Origin of the sequence: Denitratimonas organivorans (genome assembly GCF_037478135.1) — a bacterium.
Taxonomy (GTDB): domain Bacteria; phylum Pseudomonadota; class Gammaproteobacteria; order Xanthomonadales; family Xanthomonadaceae; genus Denitratimonas.
On the sequence record NZ_JBBHDV010000023.1, the window covers coordinates 1 to 14436 of the forward strand.

15 protein-coding genes are annotated in these 14436 nt (G+C 68.7%); 5 read left to right on the forward strand and 10 right to left on the reverse strand.

Annotated features, from left to right (window positions below; all coding sequences use genetic code 11):
* Positions 1 to 207 precede the first annotated feature (207 nt).
* From WDB66_RS14980 to WDB66_RS14995, 4 genes are all read right to left on the reverse strand, one after another.
* The gene (locus tag WDB66_RS14980; RefSeq protein ID WP_339399407.1) at positions 208 to 837 is read right to left on the reverse strand and encodes an HAD-IB family phosphatase; all 630 of its coding nucleotides are present in this window, start codon (positions 835 to 837) and stop codon (positions 208 to 210) included.
* Positions 838 to 955: 118 nt separating this feature from the next.
* Positions 956 to 1609 (reverse strand): DUF4124 domain-containing protein, encoded by a 654-nt coding sequence (locus WDB66_RS14985; RefSeq protein WP_339399408.1) that lies wholly within the window; start codon positions 1607 to 1609, stop codon positions 956 to 958.
* Between the two features lie 41 nt (positions 1610 to 1650).
* The gene (gene pyrE, locus WDB66_RS14990) at positions 1651 to 2289 is read right to left on the reverse strand and encodes an orotate phosphoribosyltransferase (RefSeq protein WP_339399419.1); all 639 of its coding nucleotides are present in this window, start codon (positions 2287 to 2289) and stop codon (positions 1651 to 1653) included.
* Positions 2290 to 2304: 15 nt separating this feature from the next.
* Positions 2305 to 3369 carry a hypothetical protein gene (locus WDB66_RS14995; RefSeq protein ID WP_339399409.1) on the reverse strand — a complete coding sequence of 355 codons (1065 nt, stop codon included), beginning with the start codon at positions 3367 to 3369 and terminating at the stop codon, positions 2305 to 2307.
* Positions 3370 to 3514: 145 nt separating this feature from the next.
* Between WDB66_RS14995 and WDB66_RS15000 the strand changes: the two genes are divergently transcribed.
* Entirely contained in the window at positions 3515 to 4153 is a 639-nt protein-coding gene (locus WDB66_RS15000; RefSeq protein ID WP_489670881.1) for a TIGR00645 family protein, read from the forward strand.
* Between the two features lie 126 nt (positions 4154 to 4279).
* Here WDB66_RS15000 and WDB66_RS15005 read toward each other — a convergent pair whose 3' ends face one another.
* Together WDB66_RS15005 and WDB66_RS15010 are read right to left on the reverse strand one after the other, a co-directional pair.
* Positions 4280 to 4537 carry a hypothetical protein gene (locus WDB66_RS15005; protein WP_339399410.1) on the reverse strand — a complete coding sequence of 86 codons (258 nt, stop codon included), beginning with the start codon at positions 4535 to 4537 and terminating at the stop codon, positions 4280 to 4282.
* A gap of 88 nt (positions 4538 to 4625) precedes the next feature.
* On the reverse strand, positions 4626 to 5549 hold the full coding sequence (locus WDB66_RS15010; protein WP_339399411.1) for an AEC family transporter: 924 nt from the start codon (positions 5547 to 5549) through the stop codon (positions 4626 to 4628).
* A gap of 144 nt (positions 5550 to 5693) precedes the next feature.
* Between WDB66_RS15010 and WDB66_RS15015 the strand changes: the two genes are divergently transcribed.
* The 3 genes from WDB66_RS15015 (at position 5694) to WDB66_RS15025 (ending at position 9422) form a co-directional block, all read left to right on the forward strand.
* Entirely contained in the window at positions 5694 to 7496 is a 1803-nt protein-coding gene (locus tag WDB66_RS15015; protein ID WP_339399412.1) for a 3-hydroxybutyrate oligomer hydrolase family protein, read from the forward strand.
* A gap of 91 nt (positions 7497 to 7587) precedes the next feature.
* Complete coding sequence (locus tag WDB66_RS15020; protein ID WP_339399413.1) at positions 7588 to 8694, forward strand: hypothetical protein; 1107 nt, start codon at positions 7588 to 7590, stop codon at positions 8692 to 8694.
* On the forward strand, positions 8691 to 9422 hold the full coding sequence (locus WDB66_RS15025) for an ABC transporter ATP-binding protein (RefSeq protein WP_339399414.1): 732 nt from the start codon (positions 8691 to 8693) through the stop codon (positions 9420 to 9422). Before WDB66_RS15020 ends, WDB66_RS15025 begins: the two co-directional genes overlap by 4 nt.
* Here WDB66_RS15025 and bioC read toward each other — a convergent pair.
* The 4 genes from bioC to bioB are packed head-to-tail and all read right to left on the reverse strand — an operon-like array spanning position 9416 to position 13420.
* The gene (gene bioC, locus WDB66_RS15030) at positions 9416 to 10297 is read right to left on the reverse strand and encodes a malonyl-ACP O-methyltransferase BioC (RefSeq protein ID WP_339399421.1); all 882 of its coding nucleotides are present in this window, start codon (positions 10295 to 10297) and stop codon (positions 9416 to 9418) included. The genes WDB66_RS15025 and bioC overlap by 7 nt on opposite strands.
* Before the next feature lie 32 nt (positions 10298 to 10329).
* Complete coding sequence (bioH, locus tag WDB66_RS15035; protein ID WP_339399415.1) at positions 10330 to 11097, reverse strand: pimeloyl-ACP methyl ester esterase BioH; 768 nt, start codon at positions 11095 to 11097, stop codon at positions 10330 to 10332.
* A gap of 51 nt (positions 11098 to 11148) precedes the next feature.
* Positions 11149 to 12363, reverse strand: a complete 1215-nt coding sequence (gene bioF, locus WDB66_RS15040; RefSeq protein WP_339399416.1) for an 8-amino-7-oxononanoate synthase — start codon at positions 12361 to 12363, stop codon at positions 11149 to 11151.
* A gap of 1 nt (position 12364) precedes the next feature.
* Positions 12365 to 13420: a biotin synthase BioB gene (bioB, locus tag WDB66_RS15045; RefSeq protein ID WP_339399417.1), complete on the reverse strand. Its 1056-nt coding sequence runs from the start codon at positions 13418 to 13420 to the stop codon at positions 12365 to 12367.
* A 62-nt stretch (positions 13421 to 13482) separates the two neighbouring features.
* On the opposite strand from bioB, the gene WDB66_RS15050 reads away from it, so the two are divergent.
* Positions 13483 to 14202 carry a ComF family protein gene (locus WDB66_RS15050; RefSeq protein WP_339399418.1) on the forward strand — a complete coding sequence of 240 codons (720 nt, stop codon included), beginning with the start codon at positions 13483 to 13485 and terminating at the stop codon, positions 14200 to 14202.
* Positions 14203 to 14436: the final 234 nt, after the last annotated feature.

Below are 14436 nucleotides of genomic sequence, written 5' to 3' on the forward strand. Positions count from 1 at the left end.
GATGCCTCCTCGGCTCGCCGCAATCTGGCACATCGCGATGCCGTCCGTGGGAGGAGGAGTCCATCCCATCAGGTAAGCGCAGCGCACCCGGGAGAGGCTTTCCCATGATTCCCACATCACCGCGACTACGCCTTCTCCCGGCTTGAGCGATACCTGCCGATGCGCCACAGCACACCACACGGCAACACCCCCCCGCAACTACTCACTTCAACGCAAAGGCAACGGCCCATTGGAGATATCCCGGCCGCGATAGATACGCGTGTGTGCCAACGCCAGCAGTTCGGCGTCTTCGTGCGTATCGCCCCAGGCGTGGATATGGCGGAAGCGGGTCAGATCATGCGCGGCCCGTACACGCCGCGCCTTTTCCGCGCCGGCGCACTGTTCGTCCAGATAGCGCCCGGTGAAGCGGCGGCCGCGCCGTTCCAGACGTGAACACAGCAGCTCCACGCCCTGCGCTGCGCACCACGGCGCCAGGTACAGATCCAGCCCCGCCGACACCACGACCACGGTGTCACCAACATCGCGGTGACGTTGCAGCTGCGCCATCGCTTCGGGCCGCAGCACGCCGGGAAGCGTGTCCTGCGCGAATTCGGCACCGATGGCTTCCAGCCGGGCGCATTCCACGCCGCTGAATCCGGCGCGCATGATCGCGCTGCGGATCGTGTGACCCGACACCCGTCCACACCGGTAACCGAGCAGCAGTGGCGACAGCAGCACGGCGCTGGCCAGATAACGCGGACGCGGCACCGCGCGCCGCATGAAGGCCGGTAGGGTGTCGTGCAGGGTCAGGGTGCCATCGAAATCGAACAGCACCAGATCCTTGCCGGTGCCTGTCATTCAATCACTGCCGATGCCGGCGACAGGAATCGCACTTGCGCCCTTGTCACGTGCGGAAGCAGACGATGGGTTGCCGAAAAATCCGGCGCGCGGTCCACGCAGGCGACGGGACGCCAAATCAGGGCGTGGCGCTGTCGTCGGCGCCGCTTTTCAGCTCGCGGTAGCGCGCCAGCAGCTGGTCGTATTCGGTTTGCAGCGCGGCGCGCTCGGTTTCGCGGCGCTCCAGATAGGCACGCTGGTCGTTGACCTGGTCGCGGGTGCGGGCGATCGAATCGGTGATCGCCGGCGGCACCTTCTGCCCGTCACGCTCCAGATCGGCGGCGTGCGCGAGCAGTTCGGCCAGGCTTTTTTCCTGGCTGCGGATGCCGACCCGGGCCGATTCCAGACTCTGTTCAAGCAGGTCGAAACGCTCGTTGTAGGCGCGTTGCAGATCCGTCTCCGTGGGATAGGAGCCGATCAGCACCGCGTCCATCTTGGCCACTTCCTCGGCCGCGATGCGCTCGGCTTCGAGCCGCTTCTGCTCGGCTTCCCATTCGGCCTGTTCCTCCGGCGTGCGGGCACGTTCGGTGGTGCGCACGGTGATGCCCTGGCGGTTCAATTCCTCGCGCTTGTCCTGCGCTGCTTCGGGCGGCAGCTGGTCGGTGTAGTGGACGTTGCCGTCCTTGTCGGTCCAGCGGTACAGCTTGCGCTGGGCGGTGGCATCAAACGACAGCGCCGCCAGCGCGAAGGCCAGCAGGGCGGCGATCAGGGTCAGGGTGGAAATCGGTTTCACGCGCGTCTCCGCAGGATTCATCGGGGAGGACGGAGCCGTCACTACACGCCGTACCGGGCACGGTAGTCCAGTAGCCGGTGCCGGTGCTCCGCCAGCTCGGGATGGGCGCCAGTATAGGTCAGCAGTTCGGCCAGCCGTGCGATGGCGATCACCGGAATGCCGGCATCACGGCTGATTTCCTGGGTGGCGGACAGCCCGGATTCACCTCGTTCCTGCCGGTCCAGCGCGACCAGCACGCCGCAGGGTTGCGCGCCCGCTGCGCGGATCAGCGTGATCGATTCGCGCACTGCGGTGCCGGCGGTGACCACGTCATCAACGATCAGCACCCGGCCCTGCAGCGGCGCGCCGATCAGGCTGCCGCCTTCGCCGTGGGCCTTGGCTTCCTTGCGGTTGAACGCCAGCGGCACATCGCGCCCATGCGCGGCCAGCGCGATCGCGGTGGCGCTGGCCAGCGGGATGCCCTTGTAGGCCGGGCCGAACAGCATGTCGAAGCCGATCCCCGCGCCGAGCAGCGCCTGCGCATAGCACTGCCCCAGCGTGGCCAGCGCGGCGCCGTGGTCAAAGCGCCCGGCGTTGAAGAAATACGGGCTGTTGCGGCCGGATTTCAGCGTGAAATCGCCGAAGCGCAGCACGTCGCAGCGCAGCGCGAGATCAAGGAAACGGGTCTGATGGTCCTGCATGTGGTCCTGCATGGGTCAACCGGTGAAGTGAAGGGCGAGGCGGGCGAATTCGCGGATCAGGTCGCGCCCGTCCTGGCCGGGTTTCGGGCCATCGGGATGGGCGTCACGCAGCGCCGCGACGATCGCGCGCAGTGGTTCGGCATTGGCGGCCTTGCCGGCGGAAAAGGCGTGGCGACCCGGTTCGGAACAGAACCGGTGCAATTCGAAGAAATAGCGTTCCTGCCCATCGGTCAGAAAGGCCAGGCAGGGCGCGGCGGATTCGGCGGCATCAAGATTGCGGCCGGCGCGCATCTCGCGTTCCTCGCACAGGCGGATGGAGCTGGCGGCCAGTTCCATCAGCGGTTCGGCGACATTGGCGGTATCAAGATCCGAGGCCACCTGCGCCAGCGCCAGCGCGCGCAGCGTGAGCGGATCCTCGCGCCAGCCGGGCTGCGTTTCATCCAGCCACGACGCCAGATGCGGCGCCAGCGGGCCACCATGTGCAGCCCGTTCGGCAGTATTGCTGCGGCTGTCCGGCGGCAGCGGGCGGGCATCGAAGGTGGAACCGGCGATGGCCAGATCCAGCGTCCGATAAAGCCATGCATCACGTGCAGGATCAAAGCCGGCGGCGGCCAGGATGCGCGCGCATTCAGCCATGCTGGCGGCCTCGTTGGCGCCGATGCGGTCCAGCTCCGGGCCGGTTTCGCGCTGGCGCAGATCGTGGCAGACCGCGAACAGCGCCAGTGCGATCCAGTCGCGCCCGTCCAGCACGTGTTCCGGGGTTTCCTGCGCCAGCCGGCCGAGCCGCCGGTCGAGCAGTTCCAGCGCGTGGTCTTCGTTGTGGTAGGCGTGGAAATCATCGCCCCAGCTGCCGTGGCGCAGCCCCATCCGGGCCAGCCCGATGATCAGCGCGGCGTTGGCGCGGGTGGCGTCCTCGTCCAGTTCGGTGCCGAAACGCTCGACCAGTTGCCGGCGCCAGCGCGCCAGCCACGACAGCAGGCCGGGACGACGCGCGAGCAGCAGCGCGGCCGCCGCGTCGACATCAGGCAGGAGGGCTTCGGTCGCATCGGCGGGATGGCGCGATGCCAGGTCGCTGCGCACGTGGTGGAAATCCGGCAGTGGCCGCAGGGCCGATGCGGGGAAGTATACGCAAGGCGCCAGCACGGCCCGCCTGATGCACTGCAACACCTTGGCAGCGGCCGGCGCTGCCGCTAACGTGCGCGGGTTTTTCCTCCGGCCCACGCCCATGACCCATCGTTCCGCTTCCACCCCGCCACCCGCACATGCCGGCATCGCGCCGTTCGGCTCGCTGTCCTGGCTGATCTTCAGTTCACGCTGGCTGCAACTGCCGCTGTACCTGGGCCTGATCGTGGCCCAGTGCGTCTACGTCTTCCTGTTCGGCAAGGAGCTGTGGCATCTGCTGCACGATGCGGTGCACATGGGCGAACAGCAGATCATGCTGATCGTGCTGGGCCTGATCGATGTAGTGATGATTTCCAACCTGCTGGTGATGGTGATCGTCGGCGGTTATGAAACCTTCGTTTCACGCCTGCGGCTGGAAGGCCATCCGGACCAGCCGGAGTGGCTGAGCCACGTCAACGCCTCGGTGCTGAAGGTGAAGCTGGCGATGGCGATCATCGGCATTTCCTCGATCCACCTGCTGAAGACCTTCATCGCCGCCGGCACCCTGAACGGGCTGCCGTTCTGCCCGCCGGAACTGCTGGCCACGGCCGCGTCCAATGTCGGCGCCGAACGCTGCAGCACGCTGACGCCCGACGGCGTGCTGTGGCAGACGATCATCCATATCGTCTTCATCCTCTCGGCGATCGGCATCGCCTGGACCGACCGGCTGATGCAGTCGCCGGCGCGCAACGGTCATCACTGAACAGGATGGCGGCACGAAAAGGGCGACGCATGCGTCGCCCTTTTCATCACCACGGTCATCCGGCGCGTCGAAATATCCGGCCTGCGCCTGACCGGCAACGCCGGCCGGTAGCGGGCCTGATCCGCTTCAGCGGCGCCGTGCCAGCAGATAACCGCCAATCGCGAACAGCGCGGCAGCCACCACCGCCGAAGACACCACCGGATGGCGGCGCACCACCTGGCCAGCCTGTTGCAGGCCTTCGCTGGCGCTGTGGGCCAGTTCCGAACCTCGCTCCTTCGCCGCTTCGGCCAGCTGCCGAGTCTGGTCCTCGACCTGCCGGCCGAGGGCGCGGGCGTCCTCTGCGGCCTGGCTGGCGCGGATTTTTGCAGTGCTCATCATGCTCATCGGGGGAACTCCTTTGCAGGAACGGGAAACCAGCCCTCGATGATGCGGGTGGCAAGCTGAATCGCCCGCCCTTGCGCGCGCGGCCTGTTCACCCGGCCCACGGCAGGCCTTGCAGCAGCAGATGCCACAGCGGCAGCGTCAGAATCGAAATCACCAGCCCGTAGCCGACCATCGCTGCCGCCAGATTCGGCGCGATGCGGTGCGAGATTGCCAGCACTGCAGCGGTGATCATCGTCGGCATCGCGGTTTCCAGCACCACTGCCTGCGCCGGCAGCGGCGGCATGCCGGCCAGCCACACCCAGGCCAGTGCCAATGCCGGCAACAGCAGCAGTTTCAGCGACAGACCCAGCGCCAGCGGCGCCAGTTTTTCGCGCGGCAGACGCAGCTTGATCTGCAGACCGACCGCCAGCGCCGCCAGCGGCAGCAGCGCATCGGACAGCCGCACCAGCACGGTTTCGATGGTGTGGTGCGGCTGCGCCGGCATCACCGTCAGCGCGAGCACCAAGGCGATGAAGGGTGGGAAGGTGAGGATCCGGCGGCCGATCTGCCACAGCGTGGGGCGCGCTTCGCCCGAGTAGTGCGCCAGCACGAACAGGCCATACGTGGCCAGGATCGGGAAGGCGCCGAACTGGTCGTAGATCACCGCATACGGCAGGCCTTCATCACCCAGCATCGCCTGCACCAGCGGATAGCCCAGGTACGAGGTGTTGCCCAGCGGCACGCACAACAGCAGCACCGCGGTCACCGGCCGGCTCCAGCCGAACAGCCGCGACAGCAGCAGGATCAGGCCGAACGACAGCACCAGCAGCGCCCACGGCACCGCCGCGACCGCGAGGATTTCCGTGCCCAGTTCCAACTTGGCGCCATAGCGCAGCACCGCCGCCGGCAGGCAGAAGTACAGGATGAACAGGTTGAAGGCTTCCGCCGCCGATTCGGGGAACACCCGCCACTGGGCGCAGAGCTTGCCCAGCACCAGCATCAGCACGATCAGGAAAAACGCGTCGAAGGTCATCGGAGCATCATGTGGCAGCGCAACAGAAGGCGGCGAGCTTACTGCGGATTGCCGCGCCTTCCGCAGTCCACAGCGCCCGGCTACGCGCCGTCGTGGTACGAAGGTACAGTTTTCCGCCGGCGCCGCCGCGTTATCGTGGCGCACATGAATATCCTGCCTCCCAACACACGAACCCTGGGCTGCGCGCTGGCCACGCTGATGCTGGCCGCCTGCGGCACGTCTCCGATGCGCACCGACACCCCACCATCCACGCCCGCCACGGCGGCGCCCGACAGCAGCCGGCACGCCGCCTTCGGCCCGATCCGTGAAAGCGTGCATCGGGATGGCGATGACCTGGTGTCGGCCGGCCTTGGGCTGGAAGGACTGCGCAACGCCAGCGCACCGGCGTTCGCCGATCCCGCCGCACCGACCGTGGCCGAACTGCGCCGCCGCGCGATCTGGAGCAACTGGCGCGGCATCGCCGACCTGCGCCCCGGTGGCGGCGCCGGAGATGAACTGCCGGTGGTGGCGGGCCGTGAATTCGCCACGCTGGCACGGCTGGAAGGCGCGAACGAGCCCCACCGCGTGGTGCTGCAACTGCCCGATGCATTCGATCTGGAACAGCGCTGCGTGGTCGTCGCGGTAGCCTCGGGCTCACGCGGCCCGTACGGCGCCATCGCGGTCGCCGCACCCTGGGCGCTACCGCGCGGCTGCGCGCTGGTGCATACCGACAAGGGCGCAGGCAGCGACTATTTCGACCTGGCCACCGGCCTGGGTCCGGATGCCAACGGCCAGATCGTGGCGCCGGGCATCACCCCGGTATTCGCGCCGGCGCAGCAGGCCGAAGGTGGCATCGCGTTCAAGCACGCCCATTCGCGCGACAACCCCGAAGCCGACTGGGGCCGGCATGTGCACCAGGCCGCGCAGTTCGCGCTGCGCGTGCTGGATGACCAGTATCCGGCGCAGGCGCCGTTCACTGCCGCCAACACGCGGGTCATCGCGGTCGGCATTTCCAATGGCGGCGGCGCGGTGCTGCGCGCGGCCGAAATCGAAGACGGGCTGATCGACGCGGTCGTCGCGGGCGAGCCCAATATCCATGTCGATGCGCCCGGCAGCCGCGCGCTTTTCGACTACGGTTCGCTGGCCGCGCGCCTGATGCCCTGCGCCCTGCTGGCACTGGACGACCTGCCGCAGCCACCGCTGACCGCACAGCTGCGCAGTCTGGGTGAACAGCGCTGCGCCAGCCTGCGTGCACGCGGCGAACTGGCCGGCGCCGATGTCGCCGCGCAGGCCCGCGACGCCTTGCAGCAACTGCACGCGGCCGGCTTCGACGATGCCGCGTTGCGCGGCGGCACCAGTTCGGTCGGCTTCGATCTGTGGCGCGCGGTGCTGGCGACCTATGCCTCGGCCTATGGCCGCTTCGGCCCGGGCGAACATCCCTGCGGTTTCCGCTGGGCGCTGGTCGACGCCGATGGCCAGCCGCGTGCCACCACAGCGCAGGAACAGGCGACATGGTGGAGCGAAGGCAGCGGCATCCCGCCGGGCAACGGCATCGCGCTGCTGGATCCACAGCGTGGCGAAACCGATCCGGATCTGGCCGGCATCGATTGCCTGCGCGCATTGTGGGAAGGAAACAGCGAGGCCGCCGAACGGGTCCGCGCCGGCGTGGCGCAAACCCGCGCTGGATTGCCACGCGAAGGGCTGCCGGTGGTGATCGTGCACGGCCAGGACGATGGCCTGATCCCGATGGCGTTCTCCAGCGTTCCCTATGCCGCAATGGCGCAGGCCGCCGGGCGCGAAGTAGTGTTCTGGCCGGTGCCGGCGGCGCAGCATTTCGACGCCTTCCTCGCCCTGCCCGACTACGGCGCCCGCTATGTGCCGCTGCTGCCGAAGGTGCACGCGGCGCTGGATGCCGTCTGGACGCGACTGCAGGATCCGGCCGCACACCTGCCGGACGCGGCGCCGTAAGCTGCATCTTCCCCACTCACGACACGACAACGGGAACCAAGACCGGCGGCGCCAGTCTGTTGCAGACCTCCTTGCAGCAGACCCGGCACCGTTGAATCCTTCCGACCCGAACCCGACTCTCGACCCCTGGCAGCTGCAACGCCACGCGATCTGGCACAACCGCGTGCAGCAATGGCGTCAGGCACCGGGCGAAACCGCCTTCCACGCACTGGCCTGGCTCGCGCTGGGCATCATGCTGATCGCACTGTTGCCGCTGGCCGCGCGCAGCAGCGTCATCGATTTGCTGCGCGGCACGATGCTGGCGCAACCGCTGCCATGGATGCTGGGCGCGACCGCCCTGCTGGCGCTGCACGCGGCCTCGCGCCTGACCGCGTGGGAGCGCCAGCAATGCATCCACTGGTGCTTCGCGCAGCCGGTCGCGGAACGGGTCCGCCGGCACGAACGGTGGCGGGTGCTGGGCCTGGCGCTGTTGCCGCACGCACTGGCCGGAATACTGCTGCTGTGCGTGTTGCGCCTGCCGGCTGTAGCCCATGGGTTGCTGATGCTGGCGCTGCTGCTGGCCGGAGTGTTCGCGGCGTTGTGGGCGCATCGCTCGCGCCGCACACCGCAGCATGCACACCCCCACGCTGCGCTGCCGCGCTGGCAAGACACCGGACGCGGCCGTCTTTGGCGCTGGCAGAAGATCGAAGCCGGCGCCGGATTTTCACCCCGCGTGCTGGCGCGCGGCGGCTGGATTCTGCTGTTGATCCCGGTCGGTGCCAGTGCCATCGCGGCCGGCGTCAGCACGGTGGCGGGCTTGTGCATCGCGGCCGGGATCAGCGCCTGGCGGCGCAGTCTGGATGTGCTGTTGCAGGCCCAGAACTGGCTCTGGACACAGCCGCTGCGACTGCGATTCTGGCTCGGCGGCGCGCTGTTCCCCACCACATTGGCGCTGTTGGCAGCCCTTGTGTTGGGCAGCGCGCTGGCCGGTTTGGGTGCCACGCGGGTCGCGCACTGGATCGGGCTCGGACTGCTGGCCCTGGCCCTGCTGCAGATCGCCTGCGTGCTGGCCGAACGCCGCCGGCCGCACCGTGTGGCGCTGCTCGGCACGCTGCACCTGCTCCTGCTTGGCGCCACCGCGCAAGTGGCGATGCCGCTGCTGCCGCTGGTCTGGCTCGGGCTGTGTCTCTGGCTGCTGCGTCGGGCGGCGCGGCCATGAGTCCGGTGCGGCTGGATGTGCGCGATCTGCATCTGGATTACGGTCCGGAAGTGGTCTTGCGCGGCGTCGATCTGCGCGTGCACGGCGGTGAACTGCTCGGCCTGATCGGCCCCAATGGCTCGGGCAAGAGCAGCCTGCTGCGTGCCTGCACCGGCACGCTGGAATGCCGTGGCGAACTGGCCGTGGATGGCATCGACCCACGTCGCGAACCCCTCGCAGCACGCAGCCGGCTCGGCTACGCGGTCGATCCTGCGACACTGCCCGGTGCGCTGCGCGGGCGCCAATGCATCGAACTGGTCGCACGCGTGCGCGGACTGGATGGCAGCGCGATCGAACAGGCCCACGCGCTGTGCCGGCAGCTGGCGCTGAGCCCGTGGATCGAACGCGAGGTGGCGGCGTATTCGCTCGGCACCCGGCAAAAGCTGGCGGTGGTGCTGGCGCTGCTCGGCGATCCACCGGTGCTGCTGCTGGACGAAGTGCTCAACGGTCTGGACCCGCTCGCCGCCTGGCAACTCAAACAGGTATTGCGCGAACGCGCCGACGCCGGCAGCGCGATCGTGCTGGCCACGCACGGCCTGGACGTGGCCGAACGCCATCTGGATCGCGCCGCGCTGCTGCTGGATGGCCGCATCGCCGCCGACTGGAACCGTGACGAACTTGCACGCCTGCGCACCTCACCCGGCGGACTGGAAGCGGCCGTGGTCGAACACCTGCGCGCCGCTCAGTGACTCCGCCGCCGGATCGGTATCCGCGACAGCGGCACCGCCGCGACATCCAGTCCGCCGCTGCGCAAGGGCTGGCCCGGTTCGGGTGCAAAGGCGTGGGCGTAGATCACTTCCCAGGTCGCCGGCAGCCGGCCATCGGGCTGGCGGAAGGCGTCGTAGGCTTCGATCACCGCCGCCATCCTCGCCTTGCCGGTCAGGCTGCGGCGGCGCGCACTGGCGGCATTGCCGGCGCCGATCGCGCGCAGTTCACGCATCAGGCCGGTGGCGCTGGCATAGGTCAGGGTGAAATGGTCGGTGTCCAGCACCGGATCGCGGAAGCCGGCACTCATCAGGCCATCGCCCAGCGCCTGGATCGGTGCGAACCCGTTGACATGCGGTGTTTCATCGACCTGCGCGAACGCGGCCCGCAACTCATGCAGGGTGTCGGGTCCGAATGTGGAACAGGCCAGGAATCCCCCCGGCGCCAGCACCTGACGCCATTGCGTCAGCAACGCCGGCAGATCCGGAATCCACTGCATGCACAAGTTCGAGAACACCAGATCGATGCTGCCCGGCGCCAGCGGCAGCGCGCGCGCATCGGCACAGATGCGGGAGAAACGCGGCCGCCACCAGCCGGCCTGCTTGCCTGCCTGGCGCAGCATCGGCAGCGCCAGATCCAGCGCGATCACCTGCGCCCTGGGCCAGCGCGCCTTCAGCGCGGCACTGGCGAAACCCGGGCCGCAACCGATATCCAGGATGCGCTGCGGCGGCGTGGTGACGTAGTCCAGATGTTCCAGCAGCCGCTTTTCGACCTCGCGTTGCAGCACCGCCACCGCGGCATAGCCGGGTGCGGCGCGGCCGAAGGCGCGGCGGACGTGTTGGAAATCCAGATCGAACATGCGGCGCGCATGATAGCGGCTCGGCACGACGTTCAGCGCGGTGCCACCTGTTGCACCAGATCCAGCAGCGCCTGCGCCACGGCCGGCGCATCGGCCAGAAACGGCATGTGGCCGGTGGGAAATTCCAGATAGCGCGCATCGGTGGCGGTCTGCGCCGCCCAGCGCATCGCGGCCGGCGGCACCAGCCGGTCGCGTCGCCCCGCGATCCACAACGAAGGCTGCGCAAGCTGCGCCACCGCTGCGCGCAGATCGACGGATTCCAGCAGCTCCAGACCGCGACGCAACGCGGCCAGATCCGGTGCGCCATGCTGGAACACCTGCTCGCGCAATTCGCGCAGATGGCCGCCGGCCTGGTCCGAGCCCATCGCTTCCAGTGCCAGAAAGCGCTCGATGGTGCGCTCGAAATCACCTTCCAGTCCCTGCGCGAACTGCCCGAACACGTGGGTTTCCACACCGTGCTTCCAGTCCGGCCCGGTGACGAAACGCGGATTGGAGGCAATCGCAGCGACCGCCGCGACCTGCGCCGGGTGCCGCTGCGCCGCCTGCAACGCGACCAGACCACCGAGCGACCATCCGGCCCAGACCGCACCGGAGGGCACGCGCTGCACCAGCGCATCGACCAATGCGTCCGGTTCCGGCAGCGACTGCCCGCGACTGCGGCCATGCCCGGGCAGATCCACCAGATGCAGCGCCACGCGCCCATCCAGCGCCCGCACCAGCGGCGCAAACAGGCCCGAATGCATCGCCCAGCCGTGAATCAGCACCAGCGCCGGGCCGCTGCCGTGGGTTTCGATATGCATGGCTTCAGCCGGTACCCGGATTGCCGGAACGGTGCTCAGGCAGACACCCGCTCACGCCGGCTCCGCAACATTGCGCAGCGCCTTGGACAAGGCTTCCAGCAGTGCGTCAACGTCGGTTTCCGAGTGCATCGCGTTGAGCGTGACGCGCAGCCGGGCGCGACCGTCGGGGACCGTGGGCGGGCGGATCGCGCCGACGAAGAAGCCGGCTTCTTCCAGCCGTTGCGAGGCGGTCAACGCGGCGGCGTTGGAGCCGACCAGGATCGGCTGGATCGGGGTACTGGAATCCATCAGCGGCACGCCCAGCTGCTGCGCGCCCCGGCGGAAGCGAGCGATCATCGCGGCCAGTTTGAAGCGGCGCCAACTTTCGCGCCGTGCGATGCCCAGCGCGGTGCGGGCGGCCGAGGCCAGCGGCGGCGGCACCGCGGTGGTGTAGATGTAGGGCCGCGCGGTTTCACTGATCGCCTGGATCAGCGCGTCCTGCCCGACCAGCACCGCGCCGGCGCAGCCCAGCGCCTTGCCCAGCGTGATCAGCTGCAGCGGCACTTCGCGCGCACCCAGACCGGCATGCGCGACGCTGCCGGCGCCATCCGGGCCGATGACGCCGGCACCGTGCGCATCATCGACGTACAGCGTGGCGCCTTCGGCGCGCGCCAGCACCGCCAGCATCTTCAGCGGGGCGAAATCGCCATCCATGCTGAACACGCCATCGGTGGCCAGCAGCGCGGCCGCATCCGGACGGCTGCGCAGCTGGCGCAGGGCACCATCCAGCAGGCCGTGCGGATAGCGCTTGAGTTCGGCACCGGCCAGACGCGCGCCATCCAGCAGGCTGGCGTGGTTGAGCTTGTCCTGCACGCACAGGTCGCCTTCGCGCAGCAGGCCCTGCACCACCGCCAGATTGGCCAGATAGCCCGAACCCAGCAGCAGCGCGCGCGGGTAGCCCTGCCATTGCGCGATGGCTTCCTCCAGTTCGCGGTGTTCGCGGAAATGGCCGCAGACCAGATGCGAGGCGCCGGCCCCGACACCGCGCCAGGCAGCGCATTCCTGCAAGCTGGCGATCACTTCCGGGTGTTGCGCCAGGCCCAGATAATCGTTGCTGCAGAAGTTGCGCAGGCTGCGCCCATCGATCCCGATGTCGATGCCGTCGCGGGCGTGGATTTCGCGGGTGCGGCGGGTCAGCCGGGCCGCTTCGCGTTCCTGCCGTTCGGCCGCCAACCGGGCCGTGATCGCCGGTCGGCCACTGGAAGATCCCGGTCGCCGCGCCGCCATCTCAGACGACCTCTTCCATCGCGGCTTCGGCGTCGGCTTCTGCCGCGCCGGTGGTACAGGCGCAGGCCGAACCGCAGCCAGACGCATCACTGTCCTGCTGTGGCGCAACTGTCAGCGCCGACAGGCCGAGGCGCTCGAACAGCCGGCGGTCACGGTCGGTTTCCGGGTTGTCGGTGGTCAGCAGTTTTTCGCCGTAGAAGATCGAGTTGGCACCGGCGAGGAAACACAGCGCCTGCATTTCGTCATTCATCGCCTCGCGCCCGGCCGACAGCCGCACCGTGGAGGCCGGCATCAGCAACCGCGCCACGGCGATGGTGCGGACGAATTCGAATGGATCCAGCGCGGCGGTGCCGGCCAGCGGCGTGCCAGGCACCTGCACCAGCAGGTTCACCGGCACCGATTCGGGGTGTTCGGGCAGGTTGGCCAGGGTTTGCAGCAGGCCGGCGCGCTGCTCGCGGCTTTCGCCCATGCCGACAATGCCGCCGCAGCAGGTCTTCATGCCGACCGCGCGCACCGCCGCCAGCGTGTCGAGGCGGTCCTGGTAGACACGGGTGCCGATCACCGAGTCGTAAAACTCTGGCGCGGTATCCAGATTGTGGTTGTAGTAGTCCAGCCCGGCGTCCTTCAGCGCCAGTGCCTGATCGGCGCTGAGCATGCCCAGCGTGGCGCAGGTTTCCAGCCCCAGTCCACGCACCGCGCGGATCATCGCGGCCACTTTCGGAATATCGCGGTCCTTGGGTGAACGCCAGGCCGCGCCCATGCAGAAGCGCGTGGCGCCGGCATCGCGCGCCTGGCGGGCACGCGCCAGCACGTCGTCGGCATCCATCAGTTTCTGCGCCGCGACTCCGGTGTCGTAACGCGCCGCCTGCGGGCAGTAGCCGCAGTCTTCCGGGCAGCCGCCGGTCTTGATCGACAGCAATGTGGAGACCTGCACCCGGGTCGGATCGAAATGTTCGCGGTGCACGCTGGCCGCGCGGAACACCAGCTCGGTGAAGGGCAGATCGAACAGCGCGAGGATTTCCTCGCGGCGGTAATCGTGGCGAATCGGGGTGGGCATCGGTAGGGGTCGATCCATGCGGACGGCGATGGCACAGTGGCCAAAGTCTGGAAACCCCGCCGATGCCTGTCAACCACGAATCCTCGCCCCTGCGCGCGCTGCACCACCGCCTGTCGCGATGGCTGCTGCCGCCGCGCTGCCTGCTGTGCGGCGAAGCCGCCGACACGCTGGATCTGTGCCGTGCCTGCATCGGCGCTCTGCCGAAGAACGATTCCCGTTGTTCGCACTGCGCCTTGCCGCTGCCCGCACCGGCGCCGGACTGCGGTGCCTGCCTACACGAACCGCCACCGTTTTCCAGCGCGGTCGCACCATGGATCTACCAGGACGCACTGGCCGAACTGGTGCCGCGCTTCAAGTTCCACCGCGATCTGGCCTGCGGCCGGGTGCTGGCCGAACTGGCATTGCAGGCCCTGCGCGACTGGCCCGGCTGGCACGGCGTGCAGCAGATGGTGCCGATGCCCTTGCACCGCGACCGGCTGGCGCGGCGCGGCTACAACCAGGCATTGGAACTGGCACGGCCGCTGGCCCACGCACACCGCCTGTCGCTGCGCCCGGATCTGCTGCAACGCTGCCGCGCCACCGCCGCACAGACCGAACTGGATGCTGCCGCACGGCGCCGCAATCTGCGCGGCGCCTTCGATGCCGCGGCGCTGGACGGCGCCACCGTGCTGCTGGTCGATGACGTGATCACCACCGGCGCCACCGTGCGCGAAGCCGCCAAGACCCTGCTGCGCGCCGGTGCCGCCGAAGTCCGCGTGCTGGCACTGGCGCGCGCACCATAAACCCCTCACGCAGAAAAACTCCCGCTTCTGTAGCCCGGGTAAGCGAAGCGCACCCGGGGCTCTGAGGCGCGAATCACACGCGAAAGCCGATACCGATTGCCGAAAGCCGATCCCGGCGACGCCGTTCATCGGGAAGGCCACATCCGGGTGCGGCTGTGCCTTACCTGATGGGGTGGACTCCTCCTCCCAGGGACGGCATTGCGATGTGCCAGAGTGCGGCGAGCCGAGGAGGCA

What these genes read in the sequence shown, in the direction of transcription:
- WDB66_RS14980 (WP_339399407.1), bottom strand. Translation starts at nt 837, where the DNA reads ATGACAGGCACCGGCAAGGATCTGGTGCTGTTCGATTTCGATGGCACC.
- WDB66_RS15010 (WP_339399411.1), bottom strand. Translation starts at nt 5,549, where the DNA reads ATGACCTTCGACGCGTTTTTCCTGATCGTGCTGATGCTGGTGCTGGGC.
- bioF (WP_339399416.1), bottom strand. Translation starts at nt 12,363, where the DNA reads ATGGCGGCGCGGCGACCGGGATCTTCCAGTGGCCGACCGGCGATCACG.
- WDB66_RS15005 (WP_339399410.1), bottom strand. Translation starts at nt 4,537, where the DNA reads ATGAGCATGATGAGCACTGCAAAAATCCGCGCCAGCCAGGCCGCAGAG.
- bioH (WP_339399415.1), bottom strand. Translation starts at nt 11,097, where the DNA reads ATGCATATCGAAACCCACGGCAGCGGCCCGGCGCTGGTGCTGATTCAC.
- pyrE (WP_339399419.1), bottom strand. Translation starts at nt 2,289, where the DNA reads ATGCAGGACCATCAGACCCGTTTCCTTGATCTCGCGCTGCGCTGCGAC.
- bioC (WP_339399421.1), bottom strand. Translation starts at nt 10,297, where the DNA reads ATGTTCGATCTGGATTTCCAACACGTCCGCCGCGCCTTCGGCCGCGCC.
- WDB66_RS15025 (WP_339399414.1), top strand. Translation starts at nt 8,691, where the DNA reads ATGAGTCCGGTGCGGCTGGATGTGCGCGATCTGCATCTGGATTACGGT.
- WDB66_RS15050 (WP_339399418.1), top strand. Translation starts at nt 13,483, where the DNA reads ATGCCTGTCAACCACGAATCCTCGCCCCTGCGCGCGCTGCACCACCGC.
- WDB66_RS15000 (WP_489670881.1), top strand. Translation starts at nt 3,515, where the DNA reads ATGACCCATCGTTCCGCTTCCACCCCGCCACCCGCACATGCCGGCATC.
- bioB (WP_339399417.1), bottom strand. Translation starts at nt 13,420, where the DNA reads ATGCCCACCCCGATTCGCCACGATTACCGCCGCGAGGAAATCCTCGCG.
- WDB66_RS15015 (WP_339399412.1), top strand. Translation starts at nt 5,694, where the DNA reads ATGAATATCCTGCCTCCCAACACACGAACCCTGGGCTGCGCGCTGGCC.